This is a genomic window from Actinosynnema sp. NPDC050436, from assembly GCF_040655415.1.
Classification (GTDB): domain Bacteria; phylum Actinomycetota; class Actinomycetes; order Mycobacteriales; family Pseudonocardiaceae; genus Actinosynnema.
The window spans coordinates 32,562-58,987 of the sequence record NZ_JBFAJV010000013.1 but is presented as its reverse complement, the minus strand read 5'-3'; the positions used below and the strand labels follow the sequence as shown (position 1 = coordinate 58,987).

Here is a 26,426-nt window from a genome sequence, read left to right as displayed (position 1 = left end):
CGGCCGGTGCGGCGGGAGCCCTTGCGAGCGGACCTGCGGGCGGTCAGGACAGGGTGAAGGCGATCGCCGCCGTGGCGGTGAAGTCGATCGCCGGCTCCGAGCTGGGCCACGACGTCAACTCGTCCACGAACCGCGACTTCGTCGAGTCGAACTCCTTCGTGTACGGCTTGGCGCACGCGATCGCGCCGGCGGGCATCTCGCCGAGGTCGGCGAACAGGTCCGCCGCGTTCGGCCCGTTGATCACCGCGCCGACCAGCACCCGGCTGCCGCCGTTCGGGTCGCCGGACAGGTTCGCGGCCTGGTGGTGCGGGCACTGCGGGAACCTGCTGCCGACCCCGACCACCAGGGTGGTGCCCCACGCGTTCGCGCCCAGCGTGAAGTTGCGCTGCCGCGCGCCGAACGCGTCGAACGACTTGTCGCCGGTCAGGTCGCGGAACAGCCGCGCGGTGGCGGCGAACCCGAAGCTGCGGGTGGCGGCGTCGAACGCGGCGACGTCGGCGGCCGTGCGGAACGGGCTCCGCGCCGCGCTGTCCACCCCGGACTGGAGCTGGCGGCGCAGGTCGCCGATCACCTGGGCCTCGGTCACCTCGGCGCCCGGGATGCCCGCGCGCAGCAGCTCGACCAGGTCGTAGTGGCCGAGCGCGCTGGTGTTGTAGACGTTGAGCGTGTCGGTGTCACCGCTGGTCAGGTACACCTTGGCCCAGTGCGTGGCGGCCTTGGCCCAGCCGGGCGCGCGCGGGTCGGCCAGCGCCTTGCCGGCCAGCGCGAGCTGCGTCGCGCCGAACTCCAGGTCGTCGGACCACGAGCTCTCCGGGTAGTAGGCGTGCGGGAACGCCGAGACCAGCTCGCCCACGTCGGTCGTCTTGGCCAGCGCGAACAGCGACGCCGCCTGCTCCAGGTAGGAGCGGGCCAGGCTCGGGTCGCGGCGCGCTTCGAGCTGCGCGGCCAGCGCGAACGACGCGGTCACCCGGCCGACCAGGTTCGGGCTGATCTTCTCGCCCGGCTTGTTGGCGCGGAACACCGGGCGGTTCTTGATGAAGTACTTCTCATCGCCCACGCGCACGTCGAGCTTGTCGTCCGCCTCGGGCAGCCGCCACACGTCGTGGTCGCCGACGAAGCCGTGCTCCTCGCTGCCGGTGCCGATGCCGACCTGGGCGTAGAGCACCTTGGCGTCGGCGTCCCACACCTTGTCCAGCCAGCGCAGGCCGAACTTCGACTCGGCGGCCAGCGCCGGGGTCTCCCGGTCGCGCTGGGCGAACAGCAGCGACGCGGTCGCGTAGGCGGAGGCGTGGGTGAACTTGACGAAGTCGCCCGCGTCGAACCAGCCGCCCTCGACGTCCACGGTCTGGTTGGTGGCCTTCAGCGGCGAGGCCAGCTCGTCGCCGCCGTCGCCCCGGAAGACCGGCGTCTCGTAGACGGTCGCCTTGCGGTCGGTCAGGTGGGCGGCCTTGCGGTCGAGCCGGCCCGGGATCACGTCCGCGCCGTCGCGCTGCGCCTGGAAGAACTCGACGGTGTTGTCGGCCACCGGGTCGAACAGGCCGTCGGCGACCTTGAACGACGGCGAGGTCGCGCCGCCCGCCTTGACCCGGTAGGTGCCGGCCTTGGTCAGGCCGGAGAAGTCGATCGGCTGCACCGCGCCGAACTTCGAGCTCCACTTGCCCAGCGTCCTGCCGACGGTGCCGGACAGCACGGTCTTGCCGCCCGCGTCCACCACGGTGAACTTGCCGGACACCGCCTTGGGCACCATCAGGTACGCCTGCTTGGCCTCGGCCGTGCCGTACCCGACCTGGTCCACCCGCACCTGCGGCGCCGACGCCTGTGCGGCGGGGGCCGCCTGGGCGGGCGTCACCACCACCGCCGAGCCGATCAGGGCGAGCGCCAGCACCCGACGTGGCAACCTCATGGAACCTCCGCTCCGGCCGGCGGCGGTGGCCTTAGTAAAGAGACTTCCCTAATTGGAGGGAAGGGTAGCCCCCGACCGCGCCTCCCACCAGCCCTGCGACCGTTCGTTACCCACCGTCGACCACACCGTTCACCAGCGCTTGGGCGGCACGTCACCGCCGCGCCCGGCCGAAGTCCGGCCGCTCGACAGGGCCGGATCGCCCGGCGAGGCCGGATCGCACGGCCGGGCCGGCTCGCTCGGCAGGACCGGATCGCACGGCCGGGCCGGGCCGCCGCGTCACCAGTCCTCGGGCGGCTCCAGGAACGCCTTGCCGGTGTCGCGGGTCAGCGCCAGCGCGCGGCGCACCCAGCCGGCGTCCGCGCCCGCCAGCCCGCAGGCCGGGGTGGGCAGCGCGTGCGTGGCCAGGATCGACCGGGGGAACCCGAGCCGGTCCACCAGGTCCAGCGCCGGCTTCGCCACCTCGCGCAGGGTCGGCGCGCGGTCCGGGTCCAGGCTCGGGATGAGGCCGAGCAGCAGGGTCGCGCGGTCCTCCCACGCCTCACCCACCTCGTCCCACATCCCGGCCTCCAGCACCGACAGGTCGAACGCGACCGCCTTCGCGCCCGCGTCGCGCAGCAGCGAGATCGGCGGCCGGCCCGCGCAGCAGTGCACGACGACGTCCACGCCGACGCCCTCGATCACCGAGTGCAGCAGCTCCCGCGCCTCCGGCTCGGGGACGGCGGCCACCGTGCCCAGCTTCGACGGCGTGGGCAGCAGGCCGCGCAGCACGGCCGGCAGCGTCGGCTCGTCGAGCTGCACGACCACCCGCGCACCGGTCCGCTTGGCGACCTCGGCCACGTGCCGGGACAGGCCCTCGGTCAGCGACGCGGCGAACTCGCGCAGCGCGCCCTTGTCGGTGAGCACGCGGTGGCCGCGCAGCAGCTCGACGCCTGCGGTCAGCGTCCACGGCCCGGCCGCCTGGACCTTGACCGTCTTCGGCGCGAGCCCGTCGGCCGCCTCCTCGAACGCGTCGAGGTCGCGGCGCAGCAGGTCCACCCCCCGCCGGTGGTCCCGTCCGGGGTGCGCGGCGGTCCGGTAGCCGGTCGTCACGACCTCCACCGGCAGGTCGACCAGCAGCGCGGCGGTGCGGCCGATGACGTCCGCGCCGATCCCGCGCGCGGGCAGCTCGGGCAGGTGGGGCAGGTCGGGCAGCTCGCCGAGGACGATCCGCGCGGCTTCCAGGGGGTCCGTCCCGGGCAGCGAACCGATGCCGGTGGCCGCTCCGGCGGGCCAAGGTGCGTCATCCACGGGGACAGTCTCCCACCCCCGGTTTTGACGGGGTGAAAATCGAAAAGGTCTAGACCCATTGACGAGGTGGTCTAGGCCACCTACCGTCACGTTGTCGGTGCTGACAGTTGCGACGGCACCGCACACGACGTGGTGTGGGGGCGTGCCGCGCCCCGCGCTCCCGCACCACTTCCAAACCCCGTCCCCCTGCCACGGGAGCAAGTGCGATGTCGAACAAGCGCAAGACCCTGGCCGCCCTCGCGGCGGCCGTCGCCGCGGCGGTGACCACGGGCCTCGTCCTGGTCGCGCCGGCGGGCGCCGCCGCCACGCCCACCGCCGCCTTCACCCAGGACTCGTCCTGGGGATCGGGCTACCAGGGCAAGTACGCGATCACCGCCGGCAGCACGCCGCTGTCCGGCTGGAAGCTGGAGTTCGACCTGCCGGCGGGCACCAAGCCCGGGTCCTACTGGGACGCCACGCTGGCCAGCTCCGGCAACCACCACACGTTCACCAACCGCGAGTACAACGGCACCGTCGCGGCGGGCGCGACCGCCTCGTTCGGGTTCCTGGTCAGCGGCACCGGCACGCCGGCGAACTGCAAGCTCAACGGCCAGCCGTGCGCGGGCGGACCCACCACCACCTCGCCGAACCCGACCACCACGACCACGTGGTCGACGTCGTCCACCACCACCACCACGACGTCGAGCAGCACCACGACCACCACGCCCCACCCGCCCGGCAGCATCAAGTCCGCGCCGTACGTGGACATCACGATGCCCACGCCGTCGCTGGAGTCGATGGCCCGAGCGACCGGCCAGAAGGTGTACACGCTGGCGTTCGCGCTCGCCGACAGCTCCGGCTGCAACCCGTCGTGGGGCGGCACCATCCCGCTCAACGACAGCCGGATCATCAACGACGTCAAGGCGTTGAAGGCGCTCGGCGGCGACGTGATCGTGGCGACCGGCGGCGCGGCCGGCCCGTACCTGGAGTACACCTGCTCCACGGCCGACGCCCTGGTCGGCGCGTACAAGAAGGTGCTCGACGCGGTCGGCAGCAACCACCTGGACGTGGACGTCGAGGCGTCCATCCCGCACGACCTGGTCAACACGGCGCTGAAGAAGCTCCAGAGCGAGCGCGGGACGGCGATCAGCTACACGATGCGGGTGCAGGGCGACGACTACGGCATGGACCCGTACTCGGTGCAGATCCTGCAGAACGCGGCGGCCAAGGGCCTCACCGTCCTGGTCAACCCGATGACCATGGAGTTCGGCTCGTCCCGGGCCGACTGGGGCGACGCGGTGATCGCGGCGGCCGAGGCGTCGCTCAAGCAGATGAAGACGATCTGGCCGTCGAAGTCCGACGCGGAGCTCAAGCGCCTGCTGGGCGTGACGCCGATGATCGGCCGGAACTACAACGGCAAGATCTTCACCCAGGCGCACGCGAACAAGCTGGTGGCGTGGGCGAACGCGAACCGGATCGGCCTGCTCGGCTTCTGGTCGGTGGGCCGCGACAACGGCTCTTGCCCGGGCGGAGGCATCTCGCCGACGTGCAGCAGCATCTCCCAGTCGCAGTACGAGTTCACCAACATCTTCAAGGGCTTCACCGCCTGACCCGCAAGAATGACGACGGTGGATCTTGCCTGGCCGTCGTCAGGCCGTCCGGGGTCTCCCTGCCTCCTGCGGACGGAACACCCCGTCTGCTGCCGTTCGAGCCCGACCGCTCGAACGGCAGCAGACGGGTGTTTGTTCGGCAAGACCCCCGGTCAGGACAGCGGGGTGAAGTGGACTTTGAACGACGGGTTCGGGGTTGTGCGGGACGATTCCGCGATCCAGTACTCGCCCGGACGCACGACCGTCCCCGCGTAGCAGTTGCGTTCTCCCCCGGTGTCCAGCACGCCCACGCACTCGGTCGGCGGGTTGTGCGGGCCCACCAGGAGTCGGACGTCCGAAGTCAGGCCCGCGTCCACGTAGACAGCCACGAACCCTGGCACGTCCGCCCGGTAGAGGGTGTTCAACTGCCCGTCAGTGCGCGGCCTACCGATGCCCAACGGGGTCGCGCGGCCTTCCAGCGCACTCACCGCGCTGTTCGCCGCCCTGGTCAACTCCGCCACGCGGGTGGTGTCGGCCAGCAGCGGGCGGAGGGCTTCGACGGCGGACGACAGGGTTGCCACCTGGTGTTCCAGCTCCGCGACCCTGGCCTGGAGCGCTTCCGCGCGCCGCTTCGCCCCGAACACGCGACCTCCTAAGGTGCACCCATGGACGGACCTGCTCAGATGCTCGCCGCCGACGCCGCGTCCACCGCGCTCGGGATCAGGCCGCTCGCGCTGGCGGACGGGACGGCGACGCTGTCGATGACGGTAACCGAGCGGATGATCAACGGTCACGGGATCGCGCACGGCGGGTACGTGTTCCTGCTCGCCGACACGGCGTTCGCCTGCGCCTGCAACCGCCCCGGGTCGGTGACGGTCGCGGCGCAGGCGGAGATCGACTTCCTGGTGCCGTGCGGGGTGGGTGACGAGCTGGTCGCCACCGCCGTGGAGCGGGTGCGGACCGGGCGCAGCGGGATCTACGACATCACCGTGCGCCGGGGCGACCAGGTGGTGGCGGAGTTCCGGGGTCGCAGCCGCACCCTGCGGCACCCCCCGGCCTAGGCCGAGCGGCGCAGGCCGACCACCTGGAGGGCGATGAACCCCAGCACGGCGACCGCCTGGGCGACGATCACGCCCACGCCGAGCGCGGTGACCGGGAACCAGCCCGCGAAAGCGGTCAGGAAGCTGTCGACCACCCACACGAAGTTGCCGACCACCACGACACCCACCAGCGGTCGGATCGGCTTGACGCCGAGAGCGAGAACACCGATCCCGTAAGCCGTGAGGAAGATGCCGAGCCCGATCAAGAGCGCTCGGGGCAGACCGAGCGGCGCGTCGATGGCCAGGGCGAGGATGCCCATTCCCCCTGAGGCGACGCCGTCGAGCTTGAGTGCGAAGCGGAGAAGACCGTCGTTGCGGACCTGAGTTGTCGTCATGGCCCTGAAGCTAGGGCCGCGAGCACTGCCGGCACGACGTCGAACACTGCCAACCACTGCCAGTTCCCGCAGGTCGACCTGGGTCAGCTCAGTCCGGCACGCGCGCGGACAGGTCGGCGGCCACCAGCTTGGCCGCGGCGTTCTGCCAGTTGTGCAGGGTGCGCTCGGGCACCTGGTTGACGAACCACGCGAGCGCTTTCCGGGAATCAGCGTCGAGGTCTTCCCGTTTCGTGCGGCGCGAATACGGGCGAATGCCGACCACGTAGTAGAAGTAGAGCGCGTTGTAGTGCCGCCACTCGTCGCTGGTGCCGAACCCGCCTTCTCTCGGCTTCAACCGGAGGATGCTTTCCAGCAACAGCGACTTCAGCTCGGCCGCGCGTTCCAGCGGCTGGTCGGGAACGCCCCGCGCGGCCAGCCTCGCGTCGATCACCGGCAGCCTGGTCAACGGGTTGGCCACCAGCTTGCCCAGGTCGCCGTAGCTGCTCAGCGCGCGCCGGGTCGACTTCACCAGGTCCAGCTCCTCCAGGGACGTCCGCTGGTCGAGCTTGGGCAGCGCCTCGACGGCGTCGCGCAGCTCCGCCCGCTGCGCCGCCACGTCCGGCACGGCCACCCGGTCCACGACCGCCGCCAGCGGGTTCGCCAGCACCTGGAGGGCGATGGCCGCCGCGACCGTGCCGAACAGCAGCGGTGTGAGCCGGTCGTCCAGGAACAGCGCCACCTGCCCGCCGAACACCGCCGCGAGGCCGACCGAGACCAGCGCCGAGCGCGCCATGTCGGCCCGGATCTCCTCGCCCTCGTCGAACGCGTCGCGCAGCGCGACCAGCACCCCGAACACCAGCAGGTCCACGCCGATCGCGGCGACCAGCCACACCGACGGGGTGATCCCGGTCAGCACGAGGGCCGAACCGAGCAGGAACAGGACCGTGGCCGCGCCGAGCAGCGTCCGCGTCCGCCGCACGTGGGCGAACAGCGCCAGGGCCAGGGGCACCAGCACGACCGGCGGCGCGAACCACGCCGCCACCAGCAGCGGAACCGCGCTCCACCGCCACCAGCGGTCGTGGCGCTCCGGCAGCAGGCAGGTGATCGCGCCGGTCCACGCCACCGCCGGCACCGCGAGCACCACCGGCGGGACGGGCAGCGCCAGCGCCGCCGCGTAGGCCAGCAGGCCGGCCGACGCCCGCCGCAGGACCGGCTTGCCGGGATTCCTCGCCACCAGGTACAGGCCCAGCCACCAGGCCAGGCCGAACGCCACCACCGACACCCCGATCACCCGAGGATCCTACGGTTGCGCCCACTGGGACCATGTGGGTCATGCCTGTCGAGCTGACGCTTCGCAGAGCCGCAGAAGAGGTCGAGCGTGGCGATCTGGCCAGCGTCCTGCGCGCCCGGCAACGGCTCGTCGGCCTGGTCACCAGCTACCCGGACCGGCTCGACCTGCGCGACCGGCTCGCCGAGGTCTACCGCGTTCTGGGCGACACCGCGCAGGCGGGCCGCTGGAGCTACCTCGCGGACCGCCGGGACGAGGCCGAGACGGCGGCGTTCGAACGCGCCTACCGCACCCCCGAAGCCCGCTTGGCGTCGTTGAACTGGGTGAGCGGCGAGGCGACGACGGAGACCGCGCGCATCCGGCTGACCGCGTTGCAGGGCGCGGTGTCCGAGCAGGTGCGGGCCGAACTCGCGGTGGCCGACGACCGGGACTCGTCGTGGACCACGAACATCCTGGTGCTGCTGGGCCTGATCTTCGTGCTGCTGTGCTTCGTCGTCGGCCTGGTGACCCTGGTCACGTGGGCGTACCGGGGCATCGCCGGGTAGCCGGGCCGGGCCACCCGCCGGTGGGCCATCCTGGGTGCATGACCCCCGACGTCGCCGCCGCGGCCGACCGCATCCGCCCGCACGTCCGCCGCACCCCGCTGTGGCGGGTCGAGGTCGACGGCCGGCCGCTCGTGCTCAAGCTCGAACACCTCCAGCTCACCGGGTCGTTCAAGCTGCGCGGCGCGGTGAACACGCTGCTCGCGGCCGGCGTGCCGGACCGGGTCGTCACCGCGTCCGGCGGCAACCACGGGCTGGGCGTGGCCACCGCCGCCCGGCTGCTGGGCACCCAGGCCACGGTGTACGTGCCGGTCTCCGCCCCCGAGGGCAAGGTGCGTCGGATCGAGGCGGCGGGCGCGAAGCTGATCCGGGTGGGCGCCACCTACGCGCAGGCGGCCGAGGCGGCGCGCGAGGCCGCCGGGCACTACGTCGAGGCTTACGACGACCCGGTGGTCATCGCCGGGCAGGGCACGGTCGCCGCCGAGGTGGTCGAGGACGCGCCCGACGTGGACGTCGTCGCAGTCGCCGTGGGCGGCGGCGGGCTGGCGGCCGGGACGGCGCTGTCCGGCCTGCGCGTGGCCGCCGTCGAACCCGAGGGGTGCCGCGCGCTGCACGACGCGCTGGCCGCCGGCGAGCCGGTCGACTCGGCGGTGGACTCGGTCGCCGCGTCGGCGCTGGGCGCGAGCCGGGTCGGGGCCGTCCCGTTCGAGCTGCTGCGGGCCGCGCCGGTGACGTCGGTCCTGGTCGGCGACGACGAGCTGCTCTCCGCCCGGGACCGGCTGTGGGAGGAGTTCCGGCTGGCCGTCGAACCGGCGGCGGCCGTGCCGTTCGCGGCCTGGCTGCACGGCCGGGTGCCGGGCACGGCGTGCGTGGTGCTGTGCGGCGCGAACACCGACTGGACGCCCTGACCGGCAACCGGGCGGCGCGTACGTGTCGGGGCGTACGGCGGGGTGCCGCCTCCGGCGGGACGCCGCCGCGCGTGCGGGTGGGCACGATCCGGTGTCATGACTTCGCGTGTCGCGTACCGGGTTGCGGCGGTGCTGTTCCTGGCCGGGTTGTTCCACCTCGGCGTGCACTTCGTCGCCGGCGGGCCGTGGGAGGGGCCGGTGTCGTGGCGCAAACCGGTGACGTTCGGGCTGTCGTTCGGGCTGACGCTCGCCACCTGCGCGTGGGTGGGCGGGGTCGTGCGGCTGCGCAGGACCTGGGTCGGGCTGTTCGCCTGCGCCTCGGTGCTGGAGGTGGCGCTGATCTCGCTCCAGGCGTGGCGCGGGGTGCCGTCGCACTTCAACGAGGCCACCGCATTCGACTCCGTCGTCACCCGCTGCCTCACCGCCGGCGGGGTGGTGCTCGTCGTGTCGGTGGTGGCGCTCGTGGTGGCGGCGTTCCGGGCCTCGCACCTCGCGCCGAGCACGGCGGTGGCGGTGCGGGCGGGGGCGGCGAGCCTGGCCGTGGCGCTGGCGTTCGGCGGTCTGATGGTCGCCGAGCGCGGCGGGTCGTGGAAGCTGTCGCACGGGGTGGCCATGCACGGCGTGCTGCTGCTGCCGGTGCTGGCGTGGCTGCTCACGTTCACCGCGTGGGACGAAGCGCGCCGCACCCGCGTGGTCGGCCTGGCCTCCGGCGGGTACGGCGCGCTCGTCGTCGCGGCGGCGGTGTTCAACGCGGCGACCCTGTAGCGCGGCGACGTCTACCAGGGCACGGTTTCGCCGTGGCGGTCCAGGAACTGGAGGCCGGGTGCGCCGGCCTGCGCTTCGAGGACGTCCACGACGGACGGGATGCTCTCGCGCGGTTCCAGCGGGGCGTCCGGCCCGCCGAGGGCGGTCCGGTTGTGGCCGGGATCGAGGAGCAGCTTGGTGTGCCCGTCGTCGGCGTAGCGGGTGGCATAGCTGCGCACCAACTGGTTGAGCGCGGCCTTGCTCGCCTTGTACAGCTCGTAGCCGTCCTCGGTGTTGAGCGAGACGCTGCCCTGCTCGGACGACATGACCGCGACGGTGCCGCCGGGCACCACCAGCCCGCGCAGGGCCTCCAGGGCGCGCAGCGGGCTCAGCGCGTTGGTGATCATCACCTCGGTGAACACGTCGGTCGGGACGTCCCCGATCGGCAGGTCGCCCCGGTCGATCGCGGCGTTGACGAACAGCAGGTGCAGCGGGCCGGCGACCCGCTCGCGCAGGCCGGCCAGCTCGTCGGAGCTGGTCATCTCCAGCCGCTCGACCGCCAGCCGCCCGTGCGACTCGTCGGCGAGCGCCCCCAGCTCCCCCGCGTCGCGGCGGGCCGTGGCGGTGACCCGCCAACCCCGGCGGACGAGCTCGTCGGCGAGGGCGAGACCCAGACCCCGGGAGGCCCCGAGGACGAGGGCGTGGCGGTCGGACGTGGTGGGCACGGGCACTCCTTCTCAGCACCGGGTCCTGCACGGTGTGGCGTTCGATCGGCGGAGCCATTGTCTAGACGCGACGTTGCGTCTAGACAATATCACGATATCTCGGGGCCGCTAGGGTGTCGGTCATGCCCGAGGTGAACCCCCAGGCCCCCAGGGCGCGCTCCGGCAGCCGCCGCGACGAGGCCGCCCGCCTCGCCGTGCTGCACGCCGCCGACGACCTGCTGGTCGAGCACGGCTTCGGCGCGCTGACCGTCGAGGCGATCGCCCGCCGCGCCGGCGTCGCCAAGCAGACGATCTACCGCTGGTGGCCGTCGAAGGTCGACATCCTCCTGGACACCCTGATCGAGGACAGCGGCAAGCGGCTCCCCGTCCCGGTCGGCGAGCCCACGGCCGAGGCCGTGCGCGGCTACCTGCACGACTTCGCGCGCTTCCTCTGCGACGACCCGGCGGGCAAGGTCCTGCTCAGCCTCTTCGCCGAGGCGCAGCACGACGCCGGCACGGCCGAGAGCTTCCGCCGCCGCTACCTCGACCCGCGCCGCGCGCAGGAGCTCACCCTGCTCACCCGCGCCGTCGACGCCGGCGAGATCGCACCGCCGCTGAGCCCCGACGCGACGATCGACGCCCTCGCCGGCCCGATCGTCTACCGCGCGCTGACCGGGTCGGACGTGCCCGGCGACCTGGTGGACACCCTGGTGGAAGCGCTGCTCAAGCCCCGCACCGCACACCCCGCCCGCCGCGTCCCCACGGCGTAGCGAGGGCGGTCGACGCGGCCGGGTAGCCCTGCCCGGCCGCGGGTCTGCGAGCGGACGGCGGTTGCACGCGTGGCGCGGCTTCCGCGCGAAGGCGGCGGATCCGGGCGCGTGGCAGCGGACTCGGCGTGGGCAACGGGCCGGGCGGGTGGCAGCAGGTCCGGGGCGTGCGGTGCGTCAGCGGGTGGTGCTGATGGTGGCGCTGGCCAGCACCAGGTCGCCCGCCGGGTCCCGCCGGTACACCGCGACCGCCTGGCCCGGTGCGACGCCGCTCAACGGCTCCCGCAGGTGCACGTGGAGCTCCTCACCGACCAGCTCGGCCACGGCCGGCGCGAGGCCGCCGTGCGCGCGCACCTGGGCCACGCACTCCACCGGCCCGTCGAACGCCACCCGGGTCACCGGGGTGCGCGCCACGATCTCGGTCACCGCGAGCTTCTCCGCCGCGCCGACCCGGACCGTTCCGGACACCGGCTCCAGTGACAGCACGTACCTCGGCCGGCCGTCCGGCGCGGGCGCGTCGATGCCCAGGCCCTTGCGCTGGCCGACGGTGAACTCGTGCACGCCGACGTGCCGGCCGAGCACCGCGCCGGTCTCGTCGTCCACCAGCACGCCGGGCTGCTCGCCCAGCCGCCGGGTCAGGAAGCCCCGGGTGTCGCCGTCGGGGATGAAGCAGATGTCGTGGCTGTCCGGCTTCTCCGCCACCTGGAGGCCGCGCTCGGCCGCCTCGGCGCGCACCTCGGCCTTGGTCGAGCCGCCCAGCGGGAACAGGGCGTGCGCCAGCTGCTCGTGGGTCAGCGAGGCCAGCACGTACGACTGGTCCTTGCCGTCGTCGGCGCTGCGGCGCAGCTCCAGCCGACCGTCCACGGTGGACAGCCGGGCGTAGTGGCCGGTGCACACCGCGTCGAAACCGAGGCCGATCGCCTTGTCCAGCAGGGCCTCGAACTTGATCCGCTCGTTGCACCGCAGGCACGGGTTGGGCGTGCGGCCCGCCGCGTACTCCGCGACGAAGTCCTCCACCACGTCCTCGGTGAACCGCTCGGCGAAGTCCCAGACGTAGAACGGGATGCCCAGCACGTCGGCGGCGCGGCGGGCGTCCCGCGCGTCCTCGACCGTGCAGCAGCCGCGCGCGCCGGTGCGCAACGTGCCCGGCTTGGCCGACAGCGCCAGGTGCACGCCGGTCACGTCGTGACCCGCCGCCACCGCCCGCGCCGCAGCGACGGCGGAGTCCACCCCGCCGCTCATCGCCGCCAGCACCCGCATCCCGCTCACACCTCCGCCTTGAGCCGCTTCATCCCCGCGATGCCCGCCGTGCGGGCCCGTTCGACCACCGGTCCGATCGTCCCGGCCAGCTCGCGCACCTCGGCGGGGGTCGAGGTGTGCCCGAGCGAGAACCGCAGCGAGCCCCGGGCCGGCACCGGGTCGACGCCCATCGCCAGCAGCACGTGGCTGGGCTGCGCGACACCGGCCGTGCACGCCGACCCGGTCGAGCACTCGATGCCCTTGGCGTCGAGCAGCATCAGCAGGCTGTCGCCCTCGCAGCCGGGGAAGGTCAGGTGGGCGTTGCCCGGCAGCCGCAGCACCGGGTCGCCGTTGAGCACCACGTCCGGCACCGCGCGGCGCACCTCGGCCACCAGCTCGTCGCGCAGCGCGGCCAGCTCGCCCGCGTGCGCGAGCTGCTCGGTCACCGCGTGCCGCACCGCCGTGGCCAGGGCGACGATCGCCGGGACGTCCAGCGTGCCGGAGCGCACGTCCCGCTCCTGGCCGCCGCCGTGCAGCAGCGGGGTCGTCGGCACGTCCCGGCCCAGCAGCAGCAGGCCCACCCCGTACGGGCCGCCGACCTTGTGCCCGGACAGGGTCAGCGCGCTCGCACCGGACGCGGAGAAGTCGACCGGCACCGCGCCCAGGGCCTGCACCGCGTCGGTGTGCAGCGGGACGCCGCGCGCGGCGGCGAGGGCCGCCAGCTCGGCCACCGGGTTGATGGTGCCGACCTCGTTGTTCGCCCACATCGCCGTCACCACGGCGACGTCGTCGTCCAGCACGTCGGCCAGCGCCTCGGGCCGGATGCGGCCCAGCTCGTCGGGCTCCAGCCAGGTGACCTCGGCGCCCTCGTGCTCGGCCAGCCACTGCACGGTGTCCAGCACGGCGTGGTGCTCGACGCCGGAGGCGACGACCCGGCGCCGGCGGTCGGTGCGGCGGGCCCAGTAGACGCCCTTCACCGCGAGGTTGTCGCTCTCCGTGCCGCCGCTGGTGAAGATCACCTCGGAGGGGCGCGCACCCAGGGCGTCCGCGATGTCCTCCCGGGCCTCCTCGACCGCGCGCCGCGCCCGCCGCCCGGAGGTGTGCAGCGACGAGGCGTTGCCCGTGGTGGACAACGCCCTGGTCATCGCCTCGATCGCCCCGGGGAGCATGGGGGTCGTGGCGGCGTGGTCGAAGTAGGCCATCAGTCCCCCAGGGTAGCCCGGCCCAGCCTCCTCGTGAGCACGGCACCAAGGACCGAGACGCCGGCCATCAGCAGGTCGAACGGGACCACGGCGGCGGTGGGCGCCTCGGCGGACGCGAACGTGGCGACCAGCACACCGCCCAGCCCGACCAGCAGGGCCGACCCGAGCATGTCGCTGATCTGCAGCGCCGCCGAGTTGAACCCCCGGTCCACGTCGCTGGAGGCGGACAGGGTGAGCACGCTCAGGCTGGACATGGCCAGCCCCATGCCGGTGCCGGCGATCGTCCAGAGCACCGGGGTGAGGAACGCCGGCCCCCACTCGGGTGCGACGAGCGTCACGCCCGCGACGCCGATCGCGTTGAGCACGAACCCCCACCGGACCACGGTGGCGCGCGGGACGTCCGGGTTGCGGGCCTGCCACCACGAGCCGGCCGTCCAGCCCAGCGCGGTCACCGTCAGCGGCAGGCCCGCCCAGACCGCCGAGTAGCCGTGCACGGCGGTGAGGGTGAGCGGGATGAACGCCTCGGTGGCGAAGAACGAGCCGGCCAGCAGCCCCCGGGCCAGGATCGTCGCCGGCAGGCCCCGGCGGGCGCGCAGCGTGCCCTTGGGCAGCAGGACGGTCAGCGACGGCACCAGCACGGCCAGCCCGGCCAGCCCCAGCACCAGGTCCAGCCCGGTCGGGTGCTGCGCCGCCCAGCTCAGGCCCGCCACGCCCAGCCCCGCGCCCAGGGCCGCCATCGGCAGGCCGCGCCGCCGGTCCGGGTCCGGGCGGTGCTCGGGCAGCCTGCGCAGCACCGGCACCAGCAGCAGCACGCCGAGCAGCACCAGCGGTGCCAGGCCCAGGAACACCCAGCGCCAGGACAGCGTCTCGGTCAGCCAGCCGGACACCGCCGGCCCCACCAGCGACGGCACCACCCAGGCGCTGGACAGCAGCCCGAACACCGCCGGCCGGTCGCGCTCCGGGTAGACCAGCGCGATCAGCACGTAGACGGCCACCACCTGCGCGCCGCCGCCGAGCCCCTGGAGCACCCGGCCGAGCAGCAGTTGCGGCATGTCCTGCGCGAGTCCGGCGACCACCAGTCCGACCAGGAACAGCGCGGGCCCGATCAGCAGGCTGGGCCGGGGACCCCGGCGGTCGCTGAGCCGTCCGGACAGGACGGTGGCGACCACGCTGGCGGCCAGGAAGGCCAGGAACGGCCACGCGTAGAGGTCGTTGCCGTGCAGTTCGGCGACCATGCGCGGCATGGCCGTGCTGACACCCATGTTCTCGAACGCGAGCAAAGTGACGAGCAGGACGATCCCGATCGTCGGCCCCCGCCGGTCGGGAGCCCAGAGCCTGGCCTTGTTCGTCGTGCCGGGTTCACGTCCCGCGTCGGTGGTGGTCACGCACCCATGGTTCAACCTCGACGGGGGTCGAGGTCAAGGTGATTTGACGCGGAACGGTCCGGGGCGCAACCGGATTGCGGAGTTCAGGCAGGGCGGCGGGGCAGCGCGGGGCGGGCGCGGGGCGGCGGCGCGGGGCAGGTGGGGCGGGGCGGCAGGCGCGGCGGGCGGAGAGGCACGGCGGGGGCGCGTAGGCGACCGCGCCCCCGCCGAAGCCGGGTCCGGGCTCCCCTGCCTCGGTCCGGTCGGGTGCCGAGGTGGTTGCCCGGGGTGGTTGCCCCCCAACGTGGTTGCCTGGGGTGATTGCCCGAGGGGTTGCCCTGTGGGGTTCCGGGTCGGGCCGCCGGTCGGGTCCGTCGGGCTCAGCGGCGTGCGGCGGCCCGCCGCCTGCGCGCCGGCGGCACGTCCACCAGCGACGCGCCCGGTGCCGGTGTGGTCGCACGGCGTGCGCCCGTCCTCGGGCCGGTGCCGTGGACGCGCTGGATCGGGACCAGGACGTCCCCGTACAGCGCGCGTTCCGACGCCCACTGCGCCAGGCCCGCCAGCTCGCGCCGGTCGGCGGCCCGGCCGGGCGCGATCTCGTCCAGCACGTGCACCTCCACCACCAGTCCGCGCAGGCGCAGCACCCGCAGCAGGGACCCGACGAGCGTGTCCGTGCCGACGAAGGCCGCGCGGCTCGTCGACTCGCCGCCGGCCAGGTAGCGCAGCACCACCGGGCGCACCGGCACGCCGGCGTCCAGCGCGGACTGGAACAGCGCCGGCCGGTAGCGGCCGGAGGCCAGGCCGCACCACGTGGTGCCCTCGGCGTGGATGCCGACCGCCGCGCCGTCGCGCAGCGCCGACGCCAGTTCGGCCACCGTGCCCGGCAGCCGGGACAGCCGCTCGCGGTCCAGGTAGACGGTGCGGGCGGCGGTGATCACCCGGCCCAGCACCGGCCAGTCGCGGATCTCCCGCTTGGCCACCAGCCGGATCGGCTGCACCGCGTCGATGGCCAGCTCGTCCAACCAGGACACGTGGTTGGACACCACCAGCACGCCACGGCCGGGCGTGGCCTGGAAGACCGGGCCGCCGACGACGGCGAGCCGCGCGCCGAACGCCCGCACCAGGGCCCGGAACCACCGGCGCAGCACGGCTTCCCGCGACCGGCCCCGGCACGCCAGGGCGAGCGGCGCCACCAGCACCCCGGCCGACAGCACGGTCAGCGCGGCGACCACCCGCGCCGCCAGGCGGACGGCGCCCACCGTCGGCGCCGCGCGGTCCACGCACCCGTCACCGCACGGCGAGCAGGGCATCCACGGGTGGGCGGGGCTCATGACGTCTCGCCGAGGAAGAACTTCAGGTAGCGCTGGTCGACGTGGTCCATCCCGAGCAGCACGAACAGGTCCGCGACGCCGAAGTCCTCGTCCAGCGCGGGCCGGCCGCACACCCACGCGCCCAGCCGCAGGTAGCCCTTGAGCAGCGGCGGCAGGACGGCCTTCGCCGGGCGCCGCACCGCGTCGACGTCCCAGGGGTTGCGCGGCGTCACCCGGTACTGCTCGGGCGCGTAGTGCTTGGCGTGCACCTGGTCCCACACGGCGGCGGCATACGAGCCGCCGTCGTGCAGCGGCACGGAGGCGCAGCCGACCAGCCACGAGTGGCCGGACAGCAGCATGTAGCGGGCGATCCCGGCCCAGACCAGCGACACCACGCCGCCGGTGCGGTGGTCGGGGTGGACGCACGAGCGGCCGGTCTCCACCACGCTCGGCCGCAGCGCCGCCAGCCGCGACAGGTCGAACTCGGTGTCGGAGTAGAGCCGGCCCGCGTCGGCGGCGCGCTCGGGCGGCAGCATCCGGTAGGTGCCGACGATCTCGCCGGTGCGGTCGTCGCGCACCACGAGGTGGTCGCAGAACTCGTCGAACGGGTCGACGTCGTGGTCGGCGACGGGTGAGTGCAGGGTCGCGCCCATCTCGCCGGCGAAGACCTGGTGGCGCAGTCGCTGCGCGGCCACCACCTCGGCGCCGTCCCGGGCGACGAGCAGGGAGTACCGGGGTGCGTCGGCGGCGGCGTCCCCGGTGCTGACAAGCAGTTGAGGCTGCGTCATGGCACTGGTGTACCGACCGGATGGCGACCTCCGGCAGGCCCTTGGGGTGACGCGATAGCGGCGGAACGGTTAAACCCTGGTGTGCTTACGCACGACGAGGGCCGTACCAGCGAAAACGCGGTACGGCCCTCGTCGGCTGCGAGGTCAGCCCTTGCGCTTGGCGACCTCGTCGGTGAGCTGGGGGGTGACCGCGAACAGGTCGCCCACCACGCCGAAGTCCGCGATCTCGAAGATCGGGGCCTCGGCGTCCTTGTTCACCGCGATGATCGTCTTGGACGTCTGCATCCCCGCGCGGTGCTGGATGGCACCGGAGATGCCCAGCGCGATGTAGAGCTGCGGCGAGACGGTCTTGCCGGTCTGGCCGACCTGGAACTGGTGCGGGTAGTAGCCGGAGTCCACCGCCGCGCGGGACGCGCCCACGGCCGCGCCGAGGCTGTCGGCCAGCTTCTCGACCACGGCGAAGCTCTCCGCCGACCCGACGCCGCGACCGCCGGACACCACGACGGACGCCTCGGTCAGCTCCGGGCGGTCGCCGCCCACGATCGGCTCGCGGCCGGTCACCCGGGTCACCTTGGCGGTGCCGGTGGCGGGCGGCTCGACGGGCTGCTCCACGGCGTCGCCGGGCGCCTCCTCGGCCTCCACGCCGCCGGGGCGCACCGCGATGACCGGGATGCCGTTGCTGACCTTGGACTTCACCACGAACGCGCCGCCGAAGACGGGCTGGGTGGCGACGCCCTCGGCGTCGACGTCCACCACGTCCCACAGCAGGCCGGAGCCCAGCCGCACGGCGAGCCGGCCGGCCACCTCCTTGCCCTCGATGGTCCCGGAGACGAGCACGGCGACCGGGGAGGCGGTGCCCGCCACGGCCTGCAGCGCGTCGACCTTGGGCGTGACGAGGTGGTTGACCGCGTCCTCGGACTCGACCGCGTACACCTTGGCCGCGCCGTAGCGGGCCAGGGACTCCTTCACCTTGCCCGCGGTGCCGGGCGGTCCGACCACCACCGCGGCCGGCTCGCCGAGACGGCGCGCGGCGGATAGAAGCTCATGGGTGACCTTCTTGACCTCGCCGTCGACGTGGTCGACGAGGACCAGTACCTCAGACATTCGTTCCCTCGCCTTCAGATGAGCTTCTGGCCGACCAGGTACTCGGCGATCTTCGCGCCGCCGTCACCCGAGTCCTCGACGCGCTGACCGGCGCTGCGCGGCGGCTTCGGGGCCGCTTCGAGCACCTGGGACCAGGCGGCGCCGAGGCCGACCTCGCCCGCGTCCAGCCCGAGGTCCGCCACCGAGAGCGTCGACACGGGCTTCTTCTTCGCCGCCATGATGCCCTTGAAGGACGGGTAGCGCGGCTCGTTGATCTTCTCGGTCACGCTGACCACGGCGGGCAGCTCCGCCTCGATGAACGCCAGGCCCTCGTCGGTCTCCCGCTCGGCCTTGACGACGCCGCCCTCGACGGTCAGCTTGCGCACCTGGGTGACCTGCGGCAGGCCCAGCAGCTCGGCCAGGATGGCGGGGATCGCGCCCGCGCGGCCGTCGGTGGCCTCGTTGCCGGCGATGACGAGGTCGTAGCCCTCGACGGTGCCGATCGCCTTGGCCAGGACCTTGGCGGTGGTCAGCACGTCGGAGCCGTGCAGCGCCTCGTCGGTGACGTGCACCGCCTTGTCCGCGCCCATGGACAGCGCCTTGCGGATCGCGTCGGTGGCGCGGTCGGGACCCATGGCGACCACCGTCACCTCGCCGCCGTGCGCTTCCTGGAGCAGCAGCGCTTCTTCCACCGCGCGCTCGTTGATCTCGTCGAGCACGGCGTCCGCGGATTCGCGGTCCAGGGTGTGGTCGGCGTCGGTGAGCTTGCGCTCGGACCAGGTGTCGGGCACCTGCTTGACCAGGACGACAATGTTCATGGGTCCTCTTCGACCTCCTGCGGACGGGCGGCGGTGTCTCGGGCGAGCCGGTGCGCTGCGACCGACCGCCGGGCAATCAGAGCGTGTCTCGCGACCCTGCCATGTCCTCGCCGCATTGGCATGGTGGTGTCTGCCACCCTGATGTTACCCGCCAGTAGCAGGGCGACAAACTCCGGCGCGGCCCATATCGCGTGACCATCCCCACAAGCGTTATGAGGCCGATTGAACGATATCGTGCCTGCCTGCGGCGGCGTTACAGGCCGACCCCCTGCTCGGCTAGGGTCGGTGGACATGCACCGTCGAGTAGCGATCGTCACCGACTCCACCGCGTGCCTGCCGCCCCAACTCGCCGAGAAGCTCGGCATCACCGTGGCGCAGATCCAGGTCCGCATCGGTGACTGGGTGGACGACGAGGCCCGGGTGCCGCTGCCCCGGCTCCTCGACGCCATGCGCGACCAGCAGGACGTCGCCACCTCGGCGCCCGACCCCGGCGCGTTCTTCTGGACCTACGCCGACGCGGTCTCCGCCGGGGCCGAGGCGATCGTGTCGCTGCACGTGTCCACCGGCCTGTCGCAGACGGCGGAGGCCGCCCGCCAGGCGGCCGGGCAGGTGCAGGTCCCGGTGCACGTGGTCGACACCCGGACCTGCGGCATGAGCCTGGGCTACGCGGTGGTCGCGGCGGCCACCACGGCGGCGGCGGGCGGCGACGTCCAGCGCGTGATCGCCGCCGCGCAGCAGAGCTGCCGGCGCAGCAGCGAGCTGATCTACGTCGACACCCTGGAGTACCTGCGGCGCGGCGGGCGGATCGGCGCGGCGGCGGCCCTGCTCGGCTCGGCCCTGTCGGTCAAGCCCCTGCTCACCATGGCCGACGGCCGGATAGCGCCGCTGGACAAGGTGCTCGGCGCGGACCGGGCGCTGCGCCGGATCGTCGACATCGCGGTGCGCCGGGCCGGCGACGGCGAGGTGGACATCGCCGTCGAGCACTTCTCCGCGCCGGAGCGGGCGCAGTCGGTGCTGGACCAGTTGCGCGCCAAGCTGCCCAAGGTGCGGCGGTTCCTGGTCACCACGGTCAGCTCGGCGATCGGCGCGCACGTCGGTCCGGGCGCGGTCGGCGTGACCGTTTCGCCGGTTTAGGAACTCCCGGCGGGGTTTGCCCGTTGAGCTGCCAGGGAATGCAGACGCCGGAGAGGAGACGACATGCCTTCGCTGTTCAGCAAGCTTTCCGCGCTGGCCCGCAGTCCCCAGGGGCGGCGGGTCACCGAGCAGCTCAAGCACGCCGCCCGGGACCCGCGCAACAAGGCCAGGGTCCAGCAGTTCCTGCGCAGGCTGCGCAAGCGCTAGCCCACCGGGGGACCAGCCCACCTCCGGTGGGGTCAGCGACTCCGCCGCCGCGCCTCCTCGAACGTGCGCAGGTAGCGGCGGCGGAACTCGCCCTGGTCACCCCGTGACCCGACGGAACCGGCCTGCGCGGGCAGTTCGAGCGCGGCGACCACGGTGACGGCGGCCGGTGCGGCGTCGGCGTCCTCGACGACCGGCGCTCCCGGCACCGCGTGCCCCGGTTCCGGCCGGCCGTGCTCCGGTCGGGTGGAGTCGGGCCTGTCCGGCTCGACGCCGTCCCGACCGGAGTGCTGCGGTCGCGCGGGATCGCGTTCTTCCGGCTCGACGTCCTCGGGCCCCGTGGCCCCCGGTTCGGGGAGTGGGTCCTCCACCACGGCGACCAGCGCCGGCACCAGGGTGAGCGCCGGGCGGGCCGGCTCCGGCGGTGGGGCGGCGACCGGCAGGCCCATGACCGGGTTGCGGTGGATGGGCCTGGTCGCGTAGTCCTCCGGCGGCCACGGGAAGTCGAGCCTCGGCTCCTCCCGGACCGGTGCCGGCTCGGGGACGGGTGCGGGCTCGGGATCGCGTCTGAGCATGTACGCCGTCAGCACGCAGCCGGCCGCGAACGACAGCGCGCACAACCCGAAGACGAACGCGACCGCGCCTGACATAACGCTCCTACCCGACGAGCACGTCGACCTGCGGTCCGCCGTCGGACGGCGGGCCCCAGTCCGGGTCGACCACGACCCGCGTGCTGATGGCCTCTTCCGGGACCCCGCGCGCGACCAGGAACGCGCGCACCAGTTCCGCGCGCCGCAGGGCCAGCAGGTCGCAGCGGTGACTGGCGGTCTCGCCGCTCCACGCGTGCGCGACGAGCATCACGACCGCACCGGTCGCCGCGCCCAGCAGGGTCCCCACCCCGTGCTGCACGGCTTCGCCGCGCCCGGCGAACTCGGTGCCGCCGGGGGCGAACGTGATGCCCTTGACCCCGTTGCCGGCGAACAGGCTCGCCAGGTCCCGCCGGACCAGCTCGGGCGTCGGCGGCGCGGGCTCCGGCGCGGCGTCGGGCACCGCGGTGGGCCGGATCGGGACCGGTGACCGGGTCGGGTGCGTCACGACGTGGCCGGGCACCGGGGAGGACGGGAACGGCATCGCGCCGGTGATCTCGTCGCCGTACACCGAGAAGCCGAACGCGGTGAGCGCGGTGGGCACCAGGAGGAGCCCGACGAGCAGGGGCAGCACCGGGGGCTTCCGGGCCATCAGGCACCCACCCGCTCCCCGTCGGCGGTCTGCTCCGGCGCCGTCTGGGCGGCGGTCTGCTCCGGGATCAGGCCCGGCACCCGGTCCGCCGCCGCGTCGAGGGCGGCGCGGGCCGCACCGAGCTGGGCGGCCACGACGCGGCGCAGCTCGCGCAGCTCGTCCGCCCGCTGGTGGATCTCGGCGATCCGGCGCTGGGCCTCCCGCCCGGCCACCTTGATCACGAACGCGGCGCGCGCCCGCGCCAGCTCCTCCTGCTCGGCGAAGTGCTGGGCGGCCTCGTTGCGCCGGCGGGTCATGGTCAGCTCGAAGTAGTTGTGCGCCTTGGTGCGCCGGTCCTCGGACTCGGACTCCAGGCGGTTGCACTGCCCGGCGGTCTCGCGCAGCAGGTGGTCCGCGTCGTCCTGGGCCTGCGCCATCGCGGCGGCGCACTCGGCCTCGACGTGCCGGGTGCGGTCGGCGAGGTGGGCCTCGGTGTCGGCGCGGCGGCGCTCCAGCTCGACCTCGCGCTGGTCCAGCTCGGCGGCCCTGCGGGCGGCGGCTTCGCGCAGCTCGCGGGCGTGCTGCTCCTCGGCGGCGCGCAGCGCGGACAGCTCGGCCTCGGCCTCGCGGCGCAGCTCGGCCAGCTCCACCTCGGTGCGCTTGCGCAGCGCGTCCACCTCGCGCTCGGCGCGCAGGCGCAGCTCGGCCGACTCGTCCTCGGCCAGCAGCAGCATCCGGTGCAGGCGCTCGGTCGCGCCCGCCGTCGTGGCGGGCGACATCTCCAGCCGCTCGACGCGCGCCCGGGTCTCCTCCAGGTCGCCCCGGGTCATCTCCAGCAGCTTGCGCAGGTCGGCCGCCTGGGCGAGCGCCTCGGCGCGGTCCACGCTGGTGTACCGGAGCTGTTCCTCCAGGTTCTCGATGTGCTCGATCACCTGTCGGCGGTGGAAACCGCGGTAGACGACGTCGAAACCCGCGTGCAGCGGAACAATCTCCGGCTCTTTGGCACCCATGGCCGCCCCACTCGTTTGAAGATTGACCGAGGATACCGACCATTAGAGTGGCCAACCACCGTGGAACGGGCTCCGCCGGCTCCGGCGCGACGCCCGACAGCAAGCCTCCTCGCAGGGCAAACAGCGGAATAAGAGATCAACACTGCACAGCCGGAGGTCACCCGATGGTGTCATTTTCGCGTCACGGCCCGGCCGACGAACAATCGGTCGCGCGCCGACTTCCCGTAATCGATACCGGCAAGTTCACACGAAACAGTGACACCTGATGGGCCGGGCGCTGCCTACCGGCGAGTAACGAGCGACTACGCTGGCCCGGTGACCGTCGAGCCGCTGCCCCTCACCGGCGAGCGCACCGTGCCCGGTATCCCCGCCGAGAACTACTGGTTCCGCCGCCACGAGGCCGCGTACCTCGACCTGGTCGGCCACTGCGCCGGCGCGGTCGTGCTCGAGGCCGGGTGCGGCGAGGGCTACGGGGCCGCCCTAATCGCCCGGCACGCCGCCCGCGTCGTCGCGCTGGACTACGACGCCACCACCGCCGCGCACGCCGCCCGCGCGTACCCGGAACTCGCCGTCGTGCGCGGGAACCTGGCCGCGCTGCCGCTGGCCGCCGCGAGCGTGGACGTGGTGGCCAACCTCCAGGTGATCGAGCACCTGTGGGACCAGGAGGGCTTCCTGGCCGAGTGCGCGCGGGTGCTGCGCCCCGGCGGGCGGCTGATCGTGACCACGCCCAACCGGATCACCTTCTCCCCCGGCCGCGACACGCCGCTCAACCCCTTCCACACCAGGGAGCTGGACGCCGACGAGCTGGCCGGGCTGCTGACCGGCGCGGGGCTGCGGGTCGAGCTGCTGGCCGGGCTGCGGCACGGCCCCGCGCTGCGCGCGCTCGACGCCCGCTTCGGCGGCTCGCTGATCGACGCCCAGGTAGCCGTGGCGGTGGCCGGGCGGCCGTGGCCGGACGACCTGCTGGCCGCCGTCGCGGGCGTGCGCAGCGAGGACTTCGAGATCACCGCCGACGACCTGGACGCGAGCCTGGACCTGGTCGCGGTGGCGGTCCGGCCATGACCGAGGGGACGTTCTGCCTGGTGCTGCACAGCCACCTGCCGTGGCTGGCGCACCACGGGGCCTGGCCGGTCGGCGAGGAGTGGCTCTACCAGGCGTGGGCGCACTCGTACCTGCCGGTGGTGGACCTCCTGGAGCGGTTCGCCGCCGAGGGCCGCGAGGACGTGCTGACGCTGGGCGTGACGCCCGTGCTCGCCGCCCAGCTCGACGACCCCTACTGCCTGCGCGGCGTGCACGCCTGGCTGGGCGACTGGCAGTTGCGCGCGCACGGCGCCGCCCGCCGGCTGCCGGACCTGTCGGCACGCGAGCACCGGGCGTCCCGGTGGGCGTTGGAGACGTTCGAGACCCGCTGGCGGCACGGGTTCTCCCCCGTCCTGCGGGGACTCGTGGACAGCCGGGTGGTGGAGCTGCTGGGCGGCCCGGCGGCGCACCCGTTCCAACCGCTGCTGGACCCGGCGCTGCGGGCGTTCTCCCTGCGCACCGGCCTGGACGACACCCGGCTGCGGCTCGGGTCCGCGCCGGAGGGCATCTGGGCGCCGGAGTGCGCGTACGCGCCGGGCATGGAGGACGGGTACGCGGCGGCGGGCGTGCGGCGGTTCCTGGTCGACGGCCCGTCCCTGCACGGGGACACGGCCGCCGCGCGCCCGGTGGGGTCCTCGGACGTGCTGTGCTTCGGGCGCGACCTGGAGGTGTCCTACCGGGTGTGGTCGCCGAAGGTCGGCTACCCCGGAGACCCGGCGTACCGGGACTTCCACACCTACGACCACCCCAGCGGGCTCAAGCCGTCGCGGGTGACCGGCGTGCGGGTCGCGCCGGAGGACAAGGCGCCGTACTCGCCGGAGGACGCCGCCTCGGCCGTGCGGCGCGACGCGGCGGACTTCGTGGACGTCGTGGTGCGGCGGCTGCGGGCGCTGCGCGAACGGCACGGCAGGCCGTCGCTGGTCGTCGCCGCGTACGACACCGAGCTGTACGGGCACTGGTGGCACGAGGGCCCGGCGTGGCTTGAGGCCGTGCTGCGGGCGCTGCCCGAGGCGGGCGTGCGCGTGACGACGCTGCGCGGCGCGGTCGAGGCCGGGCACGTCGGCGCACCCGTGGAGATCCCGCCGTCGTCGTGGGGCGCGGGCAAGGACTGGCACGTGTGGAACGGCCCGCAGGTCGCCGACGTGGTGGACCTCAACGCGGGCGTGCAGCGCGAGCTGCTCGCGCTCGACCTCGCCGGCCGCACCCGCGACCCGGTCGCCGACCAGGCCGTGCGCGAGGCGCTGCTGGCGCTGTCCAGCGACTGGGCGTTCATGGTCACCAAGGACTCGGCCGCCGACTACGCCCGCTACCGCGCAAAGGTCCACGCGGACCGGTTCGCCGAGCTGGCCGCCCTGCTCCGCCGGGGGCGCGGGCAGGCGCGGGCGGCCGAGCTGCGCGCCGTGGACGGGCCGTTCGGCCACCTCGACGCACGGGGGCTGGCCTGATGCACCCGCCGGGCGCAGGACCGTCGCGGCGGTGCTCCACCGGGTCCGGGGCACCGGGGTCGCCGACCCGCCGGGTGGCCCCCTCGGTGCGACCGGGGACGTCCACGGGATGCGAGGATGCGACATGCGCGTGCTGATGTTGTCGTGGGAGTACCCACCGGTCGTGGTGGGCGGGCTGGGCCGGCACGTGCACGCCCTGGCGACGGAGCTGGCCGGGCAGGGGCACGACGTCGTCGTGCTGTGCCGCCAGCCCGCCGGGTCGGACGCCCTCACCCACCCGACGTCGGACTCGCCGGCCGAGGGCGTGCGGCTGGTCCGCGTCGCCGAGGACCCGGCGCACCTGGTGTTCGAGCGCGACCTCGTGGCGTGGACGCTGGCCATGGGCCACGCGATGACCCGCGCCGGGCTGGCGCTGCTGCGCGGGTGGCGGCCGGACGTCGTGCACGCGCACGACTGGCTCGTCACGCACCCCGCGATCGCGCTGGCCGAGGCCGCCGGCGTGCCGCTGGTGGCGACCGTGCACGCGACCGAGGCCGGCCGGCACAGCGGCTGGCTGTCCCAGACGCTCAACCAGCAGGTGCACTCGGTGGAGTGGTGGCTGGCCAACCGGGCGGACTCGCTGATCACCTGCTCGTCGGCGATGCGGACCGAGGTGGCGCACCTGTTCGAGGTCGACCCCGGCGGGATCACCGTGCTGCACAACGGGATCGAGCCCCGGCGGTGGCGGGTGCCGCCGGCCGGCGTGGCGGCGGCCCGCGCGGAGCACGCCCCGACCGGGCCGCTGCTGCTGTTCTTCGGGCGGCTGGAGTGGGAGAAGGGCGTGCAGGACCTGATCGCGGCGCTGCCCCGCATCCGGCGGGCGCACCGGGGTACGCGGGTGCTGGTCGCCGGCGGCGGGACGCACCGCGACTGGCTGGTCGAGCAGGCCCGCAAGCACCGGGTGCTGCGGTCGGTCGAGTTCGTCGGGCACCTGCCGGACCGGGCGCTCGCGGCCGTGCTCGCCTCGGCCGACGCGGTGGTGCTGCCCAGCCGCTACGAGCCGTTCGGGATCGTGGCGCTGGAGGCGGCAGCCGCCGGGACGCCGCTGGTCGCGTCGACCGCCGGCGGGCTGGGCGAGGTCGTGCTCGACGGCGTGACCGGGCTGTCGTTCGCCCCGGGCGACGTGGACGGCCTGGCGCGGGCCGTGCGGTCGGTGCTGGACGACCGGCCCGCCGCCGTGCGCCGGGCGAAGGCCGCGAAAGCCCGCCTGGCCACCGACTTCACCTGGGCGCGCATCGCCTCGGACACCGTGGAGGTGTACCGGGCGGCGGCGACCCGCGAGCACGGGCCGCTGGGCCGCCCCAAGATCCCCACCGGGAACGCCTTCCTCTGAACGCCCGACCGCCGCCCCGGCCGAGTCGGACCGC

27 protein-coding genes are annotated in these 26,426 nt (G+C 74.1%); 11 read left to right on the top strand and 16 right to left on the bottom strand.

All coding sequences use genetic code 11. The features are described 5' to 3' along the window. Positions 1-43: 43 nt before the first annotated feature. Together AB0I60_RS27840 and AB0I60_RS27835 are read right to left on the bottom strand one after the other, a co-directional pair. Positions 44-1,903 (bottom strand): glycoside hydrolase family 9 protein, encoded by a 1,860-nt coding sequence (locus AB0I60_RS27840; RefSeq protein WP_360734697.1) that lies wholly within the window; start codon positions 1,901-1,903, stop codon positions 44-46. 276 nt (positions 1,904-2,179) lie between these two features. Beyond that, positions 2,180-3,190 (bottom strand): methionine synthase, encoded by a 1,011-nt coding sequence (locus AB0I60_RS27835; protein ID WP_360734695.1) that lies wholly within the window; start codon positions 3,188-3,190, stop codon positions 2,180-2,182. 206 nt (positions 3,191-3,396) lie between these two features. Between AB0I60_RS27835 and AB0I60_RS27830 the strand changes: the two genes are divergently transcribed. Next, on the top strand, positions 3,397-4,779 hold the full coding sequence (locus AB0I60_RS27830; protein ID WP_360734693.1) for a cellulose binding domain-containing protein: 1,383 nt from the start codon (positions 3,397-3,399) through the stop codon (positions 4,777-4,779). Between the two features lie 152 nt (positions 4,780-4,931). On the opposite strand, the gene AB0I60_RS27825 is transcribed toward AB0I60_RS27830, so the two are convergent. After that, a complete protein-coding gene (locus tag AB0I60_RS27825) occupies positions 4,932-5,402 on the bottom strand; it encodes a hypothetical protein (protein WP_360734690.1) in 471 nt (156 codons plus the stop codon). Positions 5,403-5,423: 21 nt separating this feature from the next. On the opposite strand from AB0I60_RS27825, the gene paaI reads away from it, so the two are divergent. Then, on the top strand, positions 5,424-5,819 hold the full coding sequence (gene paaI / locus AB0I60_RS27820; RefSeq protein ID WP_360734687.1) for a hydroxyphenylacetyl-CoA thioesterase PaaI: 396 nt from the start codon (positions 5,424-5,426) through the stop codon (positions 5,817-5,819). Here paaI and AB0I60_RS27815 read toward each other — a convergent pair. Continuing rightward, positions 5,816-6,193 carry a hypothetical protein gene (locus AB0I60_RS27815; protein ID WP_360734684.1) on the bottom strand — a complete coding sequence of 126 codons (378 nt, stop codon included), beginning with the start codon at positions 6,191-6,193 and terminating at the stop codon, positions 5,816-5,818. The genes paaI and AB0I60_RS27815 overlap by 4 nt on opposite strands. A gap of 88 nt (positions 6,194-6,281) precedes the next feature. Beyond that, positions 6,282-7,463 (bottom strand): hypothetical protein, encoded by a 1,182-nt coding sequence (locus AB0I60_RS27810; protein ID WP_360734681.1) that lies wholly within the window; start codon positions 7,461-7,463, stop codon positions 6,282-6,284. A gap of 41 nt (positions 7,464-7,504) precedes the next feature. Here AB0I60_RS27810 and AB0I60_RS27805 point away from each other — a divergent pair, with 41 nt between their 5' ends. From AB0I60_RS27805 to AB0I60_RS27795, 3 genes are all read left to right on the top strand, one after another. After that, complete coding sequence (locus AB0I60_RS27805) at positions 7,505-8,005, top strand: DUF6584 family protein (RefSeq protein ID WP_360734678.1); 501 nt, start codon at positions 7,505-7,507, stop codon at positions 8,003-8,005. Positions 8,006-8,043: 38 nt separating this feature from the next. Then, entirely contained in the window at positions 8,044-8,910 is an 867-nt protein-coding gene (locus AB0I60_RS27800) for a serine/threonine dehydratase (protein WP_360734675.1), read from the top strand. A gap of 96 nt (positions 8,911-9,006) precedes the next feature. Next, a complete protein-coding gene (locus tag AB0I60_RS27795; protein WP_360734672.1) occupies positions 9,007-9,675 on the top strand; it encodes a hypothetical protein in 669 nt (222 codons plus the stop codon). Positions 9,676-9,686: 11 nt separating this feature from the next. Here the strand turns inward: AB0I60_RS27795 and AB0I60_RS27790 are convergent, their stop codons facing one another. Then, positions 9,687-10,379, bottom strand: coding sequence for an SDR family NAD(P)-dependent oxidoreductase (locus AB0I60_RS27790; RefSeq protein WP_360734670.1), 693 nt, complete (start codon positions 10,377-10,379; stop codon positions 9,687-9,689). A gap of 122 nt (positions 10,380-10,501) precedes the next feature. Between AB0I60_RS27790 and AB0I60_RS27785 the strand changes: the two genes are divergently transcribed. Then, entirely contained in the window at positions 10,502-11,128 is a 627-nt protein-coding gene (locus tag AB0I60_RS27785) for a TetR/AcrR family transcriptional regulator (RefSeq protein WP_360734667.1), read from the top strand. Positions 11,129-11,302: 174 nt separating this feature from the next. Here AB0I60_RS27785 and mnmA read toward each other — a convergent pair whose 3' ends face one another. From mnmA to AB0I60_RS27750, 7 genes are all read right to left on the bottom strand, one after another. Then, on the bottom strand, positions 11,303-12,385 hold the full coding sequence (mnmA, locus tag AB0I60_RS27780) for a tRNA 2-thiouridine(34) synthase MnmA (RefSeq protein WP_360735027.1): 1,083 nt from the start codon (positions 12,383-12,385) through the stop codon (positions 11,303-11,305). A gap of 5 nt (positions 12,386-12,390) precedes the next feature. Continuing rightward, on the bottom strand, positions 12,391-13,566 hold the full coding sequence (locus tag AB0I60_RS27775) for a cysteine desulfurase family protein (RefSeq protein WP_360734664.1): 1,176 nt from the start codon (positions 13,564-13,566) through the stop codon (positions 12,391-12,393). Beyond that, a complete protein-coding gene (locus AB0I60_RS27770) occupies positions 13,566-14,951 on the bottom strand; it encodes an MFS transporter (protein WP_360734661.1) in 1,386 nt (461 codons plus the stop codon). Before AB0I60_RS27770 ends, AB0I60_RS27775 begins: the two co-directional genes overlap by 1 nt. A gap of 359 nt (positions 14,952-15,310) precedes the next feature. Next, positions 15,311-16,261, bottom strand: coding sequence for a lysophospholipid acyltransferase family protein (locus AB0I60_RS27765; protein ID WP_360734659.1), 951 nt, complete (start codon positions 16,259-16,261; stop codon positions 15,311-15,313). After that, positions 16,258-17,028 (bottom strand): GNAT family N-acyltransferase, encoded by a 771-nt coding sequence (locus AB0I60_RS27760; RefSeq protein ID WP_360734657.1) that lies wholly within the window; start codon positions 17,026-17,028, stop codon positions 16,258-16,260. Before AB0I60_RS27760 ends, AB0I60_RS27765 begins: the two co-directional genes overlap by 4 nt. 144 nt (positions 17,029-17,172) lie before the next feature. Then, positions 17,173-18,132, bottom strand: a complete 960-nt coding sequence (locus AB0I60_RS27755; protein WP_360734655.1) for an electron transfer flavoprotein subunit alpha/FixB family protein — start codon at positions 18,130-18,132, stop codon at positions 17,173-17,175. Between the two features lie 14 nt (positions 18,133-18,146). Next, positions 18,147-18,929 (bottom strand): electron transfer flavoprotein subunit beta/FixA family protein, encoded by a 783-nt coding sequence (locus AB0I60_RS27750; RefSeq protein ID WP_360734652.1) that lies wholly within the window; start codon positions 18,927-18,929, stop codon positions 18,147-18,149. 291 nt (positions 18,930-19,220) lie between these two features. Here AB0I60_RS27750 and AB0I60_RS27745 point away from each other — a divergent pair, with 291 nt between their 5' ends. Both AB0I60_RS27745 and AB0I60_RS27740 read left to right on the top strand, forming a co-directional pair. Beyond that, positions 19,221-20,063 (top strand): DegV family protein, encoded by an 843-nt coding sequence (locus tag AB0I60_RS27745; RefSeq protein ID WP_360734649.1) that lies wholly within the window; start codon positions 19,221-19,223, stop codon positions 20,061-20,063. Between the two features lie 63 nt (positions 20,064-20,126). After that, positions 20,127-20,270, top strand: a complete 144-nt coding sequence (locus AB0I60_RS27740) for a hypothetical protein (RefSeq protein WP_360734647.1) — start codon at positions 20,127-20,129, stop codon at positions 20,268-20,270. Between the two features lie 32 nt (positions 20,271-20,302). On the opposite strand, the gene AB0I60_RS27735 is transcribed toward AB0I60_RS27740, so the two are convergent. The 3 genes from AB0I60_RS27735 to AB0I60_RS27725 are packed head-to-tail and all read right to left on the bottom strand — an operon-like array spanning position 20,303 to position 22,495. Further along, positions 20,303-20,917 carry a hypothetical protein gene (locus AB0I60_RS27735; protein ID WP_360734644.1) on the bottom strand — a complete coding sequence of 205 codons (615 nt, stop codon included), beginning with the start codon at positions 20,915-20,917 and terminating at the stop codon, positions 20,303-20,305. 7 nt (positions 20,918-20,924) lie between these two features. Beyond that, on the bottom strand, positions 20,925-21,506 hold the full coding sequence (locus AB0I60_RS27730) for a hypothetical protein (RefSeq protein WP_360734641.1): 582 nt from the start codon (positions 21,504-21,506) through the stop codon (positions 20,925-20,927). Further along, entirely contained in the window at positions 21,506-22,495 is a 990-nt protein-coding gene (locus tag AB0I60_RS27725) for a hypothetical protein (protein ID WP_360734638.1), read from the bottom strand. Before AB0I60_RS27725 ends, AB0I60_RS27730 begins: the two co-directional genes overlap by 1 nt. A gap of 315 nt (positions 22,496-22,810) precedes the next feature. Between AB0I60_RS27725 and AB0I60_RS27720 the strand changes: the two genes are divergently transcribed. The 3 genes from AB0I60_RS27720 to AB0I60_RS27710 all read left to right on the top strand — a co-directional run bounded on the left by AB0I60_RS27720 (position 22,811) and on the right by AB0I60_RS27710 (position 26,392). Further along, positions 22,811-23,557, top strand: coding sequence for a class I SAM-dependent methyltransferase (locus tag AB0I60_RS27720; protein ID WP_360734635.1), 747 nt, complete (start codon positions 22,811-22,813; stop codon positions 23,555-23,557). Beyond that, positions 23,554-25,020, top strand: a complete 1,467-nt coding sequence (locus AB0I60_RS27715) for a glycoside hydrolase family 57 protein (protein WP_360734632.1) — start codon at positions 23,554-23,556, stop codon at positions 25,018-25,020. The genes AB0I60_RS27720 and AB0I60_RS27715 overlap by 4 nt, the downstream gene beginning before the upstream one ends. A gap of 124 nt (positions 25,021-25,144) precedes the next feature. Next, a complete protein-coding gene (locus tag AB0I60_RS27710; RefSeq protein WP_360734628.1) occupies positions 25,145-26,392 on the top strand; it encodes a glycosyltransferase family 4 protein in 1,248 nt (415 codons plus the stop codon). The last annotated feature ends 34 nt before the right edge of the window (positions 26,393-26,426 follow it).

Coding starts and splice junctions, on each gene's coding strand:
- AB0I60_RS27710 (WP_360734628.1), top strand. CDS start 25,145: ATGCGCGTGCTGATGTTGTCGTGGGAGTACCCACCGGTCGTGGTGGGC.
- AB0I60_RS27775 (WP_360734664.1), bottom strand. CDS start 13,566: ATGGCCTACTTCGACCACGCCGCCACGACCCCCATGCTCCCCGGGGCG.
- AB0I60_RS27815 (WP_360734684.1), bottom strand. CDS start 6,193: ATGACGACAACTCAGGTCCGCAACGACGGTCTTCTCCGCTTCGCACTC.
- AB0I60_RS27805 (WP_360734678.1), top strand. CDS start 7,505: ATGCCTGTCGAGCTGACGCTTCGCAGAGCCGCAGAAGAGGTCGAGCGT.
- AB0I60_RS27740 (WP_360734647.1), top strand. CDS start 20,127: ATGCCTTCGCTGTTCAGCAAGCTTTCCGCGCTGGCCCGCAGTCCCCAG.
- AB0I60_RS27830 (WP_360734693.1), top strand. CDS start 3,397: ATGTCGAACAAGCGCAAGACCCTGGCCGCCCTCGCGGCGGCCGTCGCC.
- AB0I60_RS27730 (WP_360734641.1), bottom strand. CDS start 21,506: ATGGCCCGGAAGCCCCCGGTGCTGCCCCTGCTCGTCGGGCTCCTCCTG.
- mnmA (WP_360735027.1), bottom strand. CDS start 12,385: ATGCGGGTGCTGGCGGCGATGAGCGGCGGGGTGGACTCCGCCGTCGCT.
- AB0I60_RS27735 (WP_360734644.1), bottom strand. CDS start 20,917: ATGTCAGGCGCGGTCGCGTTCGTCTTCGGGTTGTGCGCGCTGTCGTTC.
- AB0I60_RS27725 (WP_360734638.1), bottom strand. CDS start 22,495: ATGGGTGCCAAAGAGCCGGAGATTGTTCCGCTGCACGCGGGTTTCGAC.
- AB0I60_RS27840 (WP_360734697.1), bottom strand. CDS start 1,903: ATGAGGTTGCCACGTCGGGTGCTGGCGCTCGCCCTGATCGGCTCGGCG.
- AB0I60_RS27715 (WP_360734632.1), top strand. CDS start 23,554: ATGACCGAGGGGACGTTCTGCCTGGTGCTGCACAGCCACCTGCCGTGG.
- AB0I60_RS27785 (WP_360734667.1), top strand. CDS start 10,502: ATGCCCGAGGTGAACCCCCAGGCCCCCAGGGCGCGCTCCGGCAGCCGC.
- AB0I60_RS27745 (WP_360734649.1), top strand. CDS start 19,221: ATGCACCGTCGAGTAGCGATCGTCACCGACTCCACCGCGTGCCTGCCG.
- paaI (WP_360734687.1), top strand. CDS start 5,424: ATGGACGGACCTGCTCAGATGCTCGCCGCCGACGCCGCGTCCACCGCG.
- AB0I60_RS27750 (WP_360734652.1), bottom strand. CDS start 18,929: ATGAACATTGTCGTCCTGGTCAAGCAGGTGCCCGACACCTGGTCCGAG.
- AB0I60_RS27795 (WP_360734672.1), top strand. CDS start 9,007: ATGACTTCGCGTGTCGCGTACCGGGTTGCGGCGGTGCTGTTCCTGGCC.
- AB0I60_RS27760 (WP_360734657.1), bottom strand. CDS start 17,028: ATGACGCAGCCTCAACTGCTTGTCAGCACCGGGGACGCCGCCGCCGAC.
- AB0I60_RS27765 (WP_360734659.1), bottom strand. CDS start 16,261: ATGAGCCCCGCCCACCCGTGGATGCCCTGCTCGCCGTGCGGTGACGGG.
- AB0I60_RS27800 (WP_360734675.1), top strand. CDS start 8,044: ATGACCCCCGACGTCGCCGCCGCGGCCGACCGCATCCGCCCGCACGTC.
- AB0I60_RS27755 (WP_360734655.1), bottom strand. CDS start 18,132: ATGTCTGAGGTACTGGTCCTCGTCGACCACGTCGACGGCGAGGTCAAG.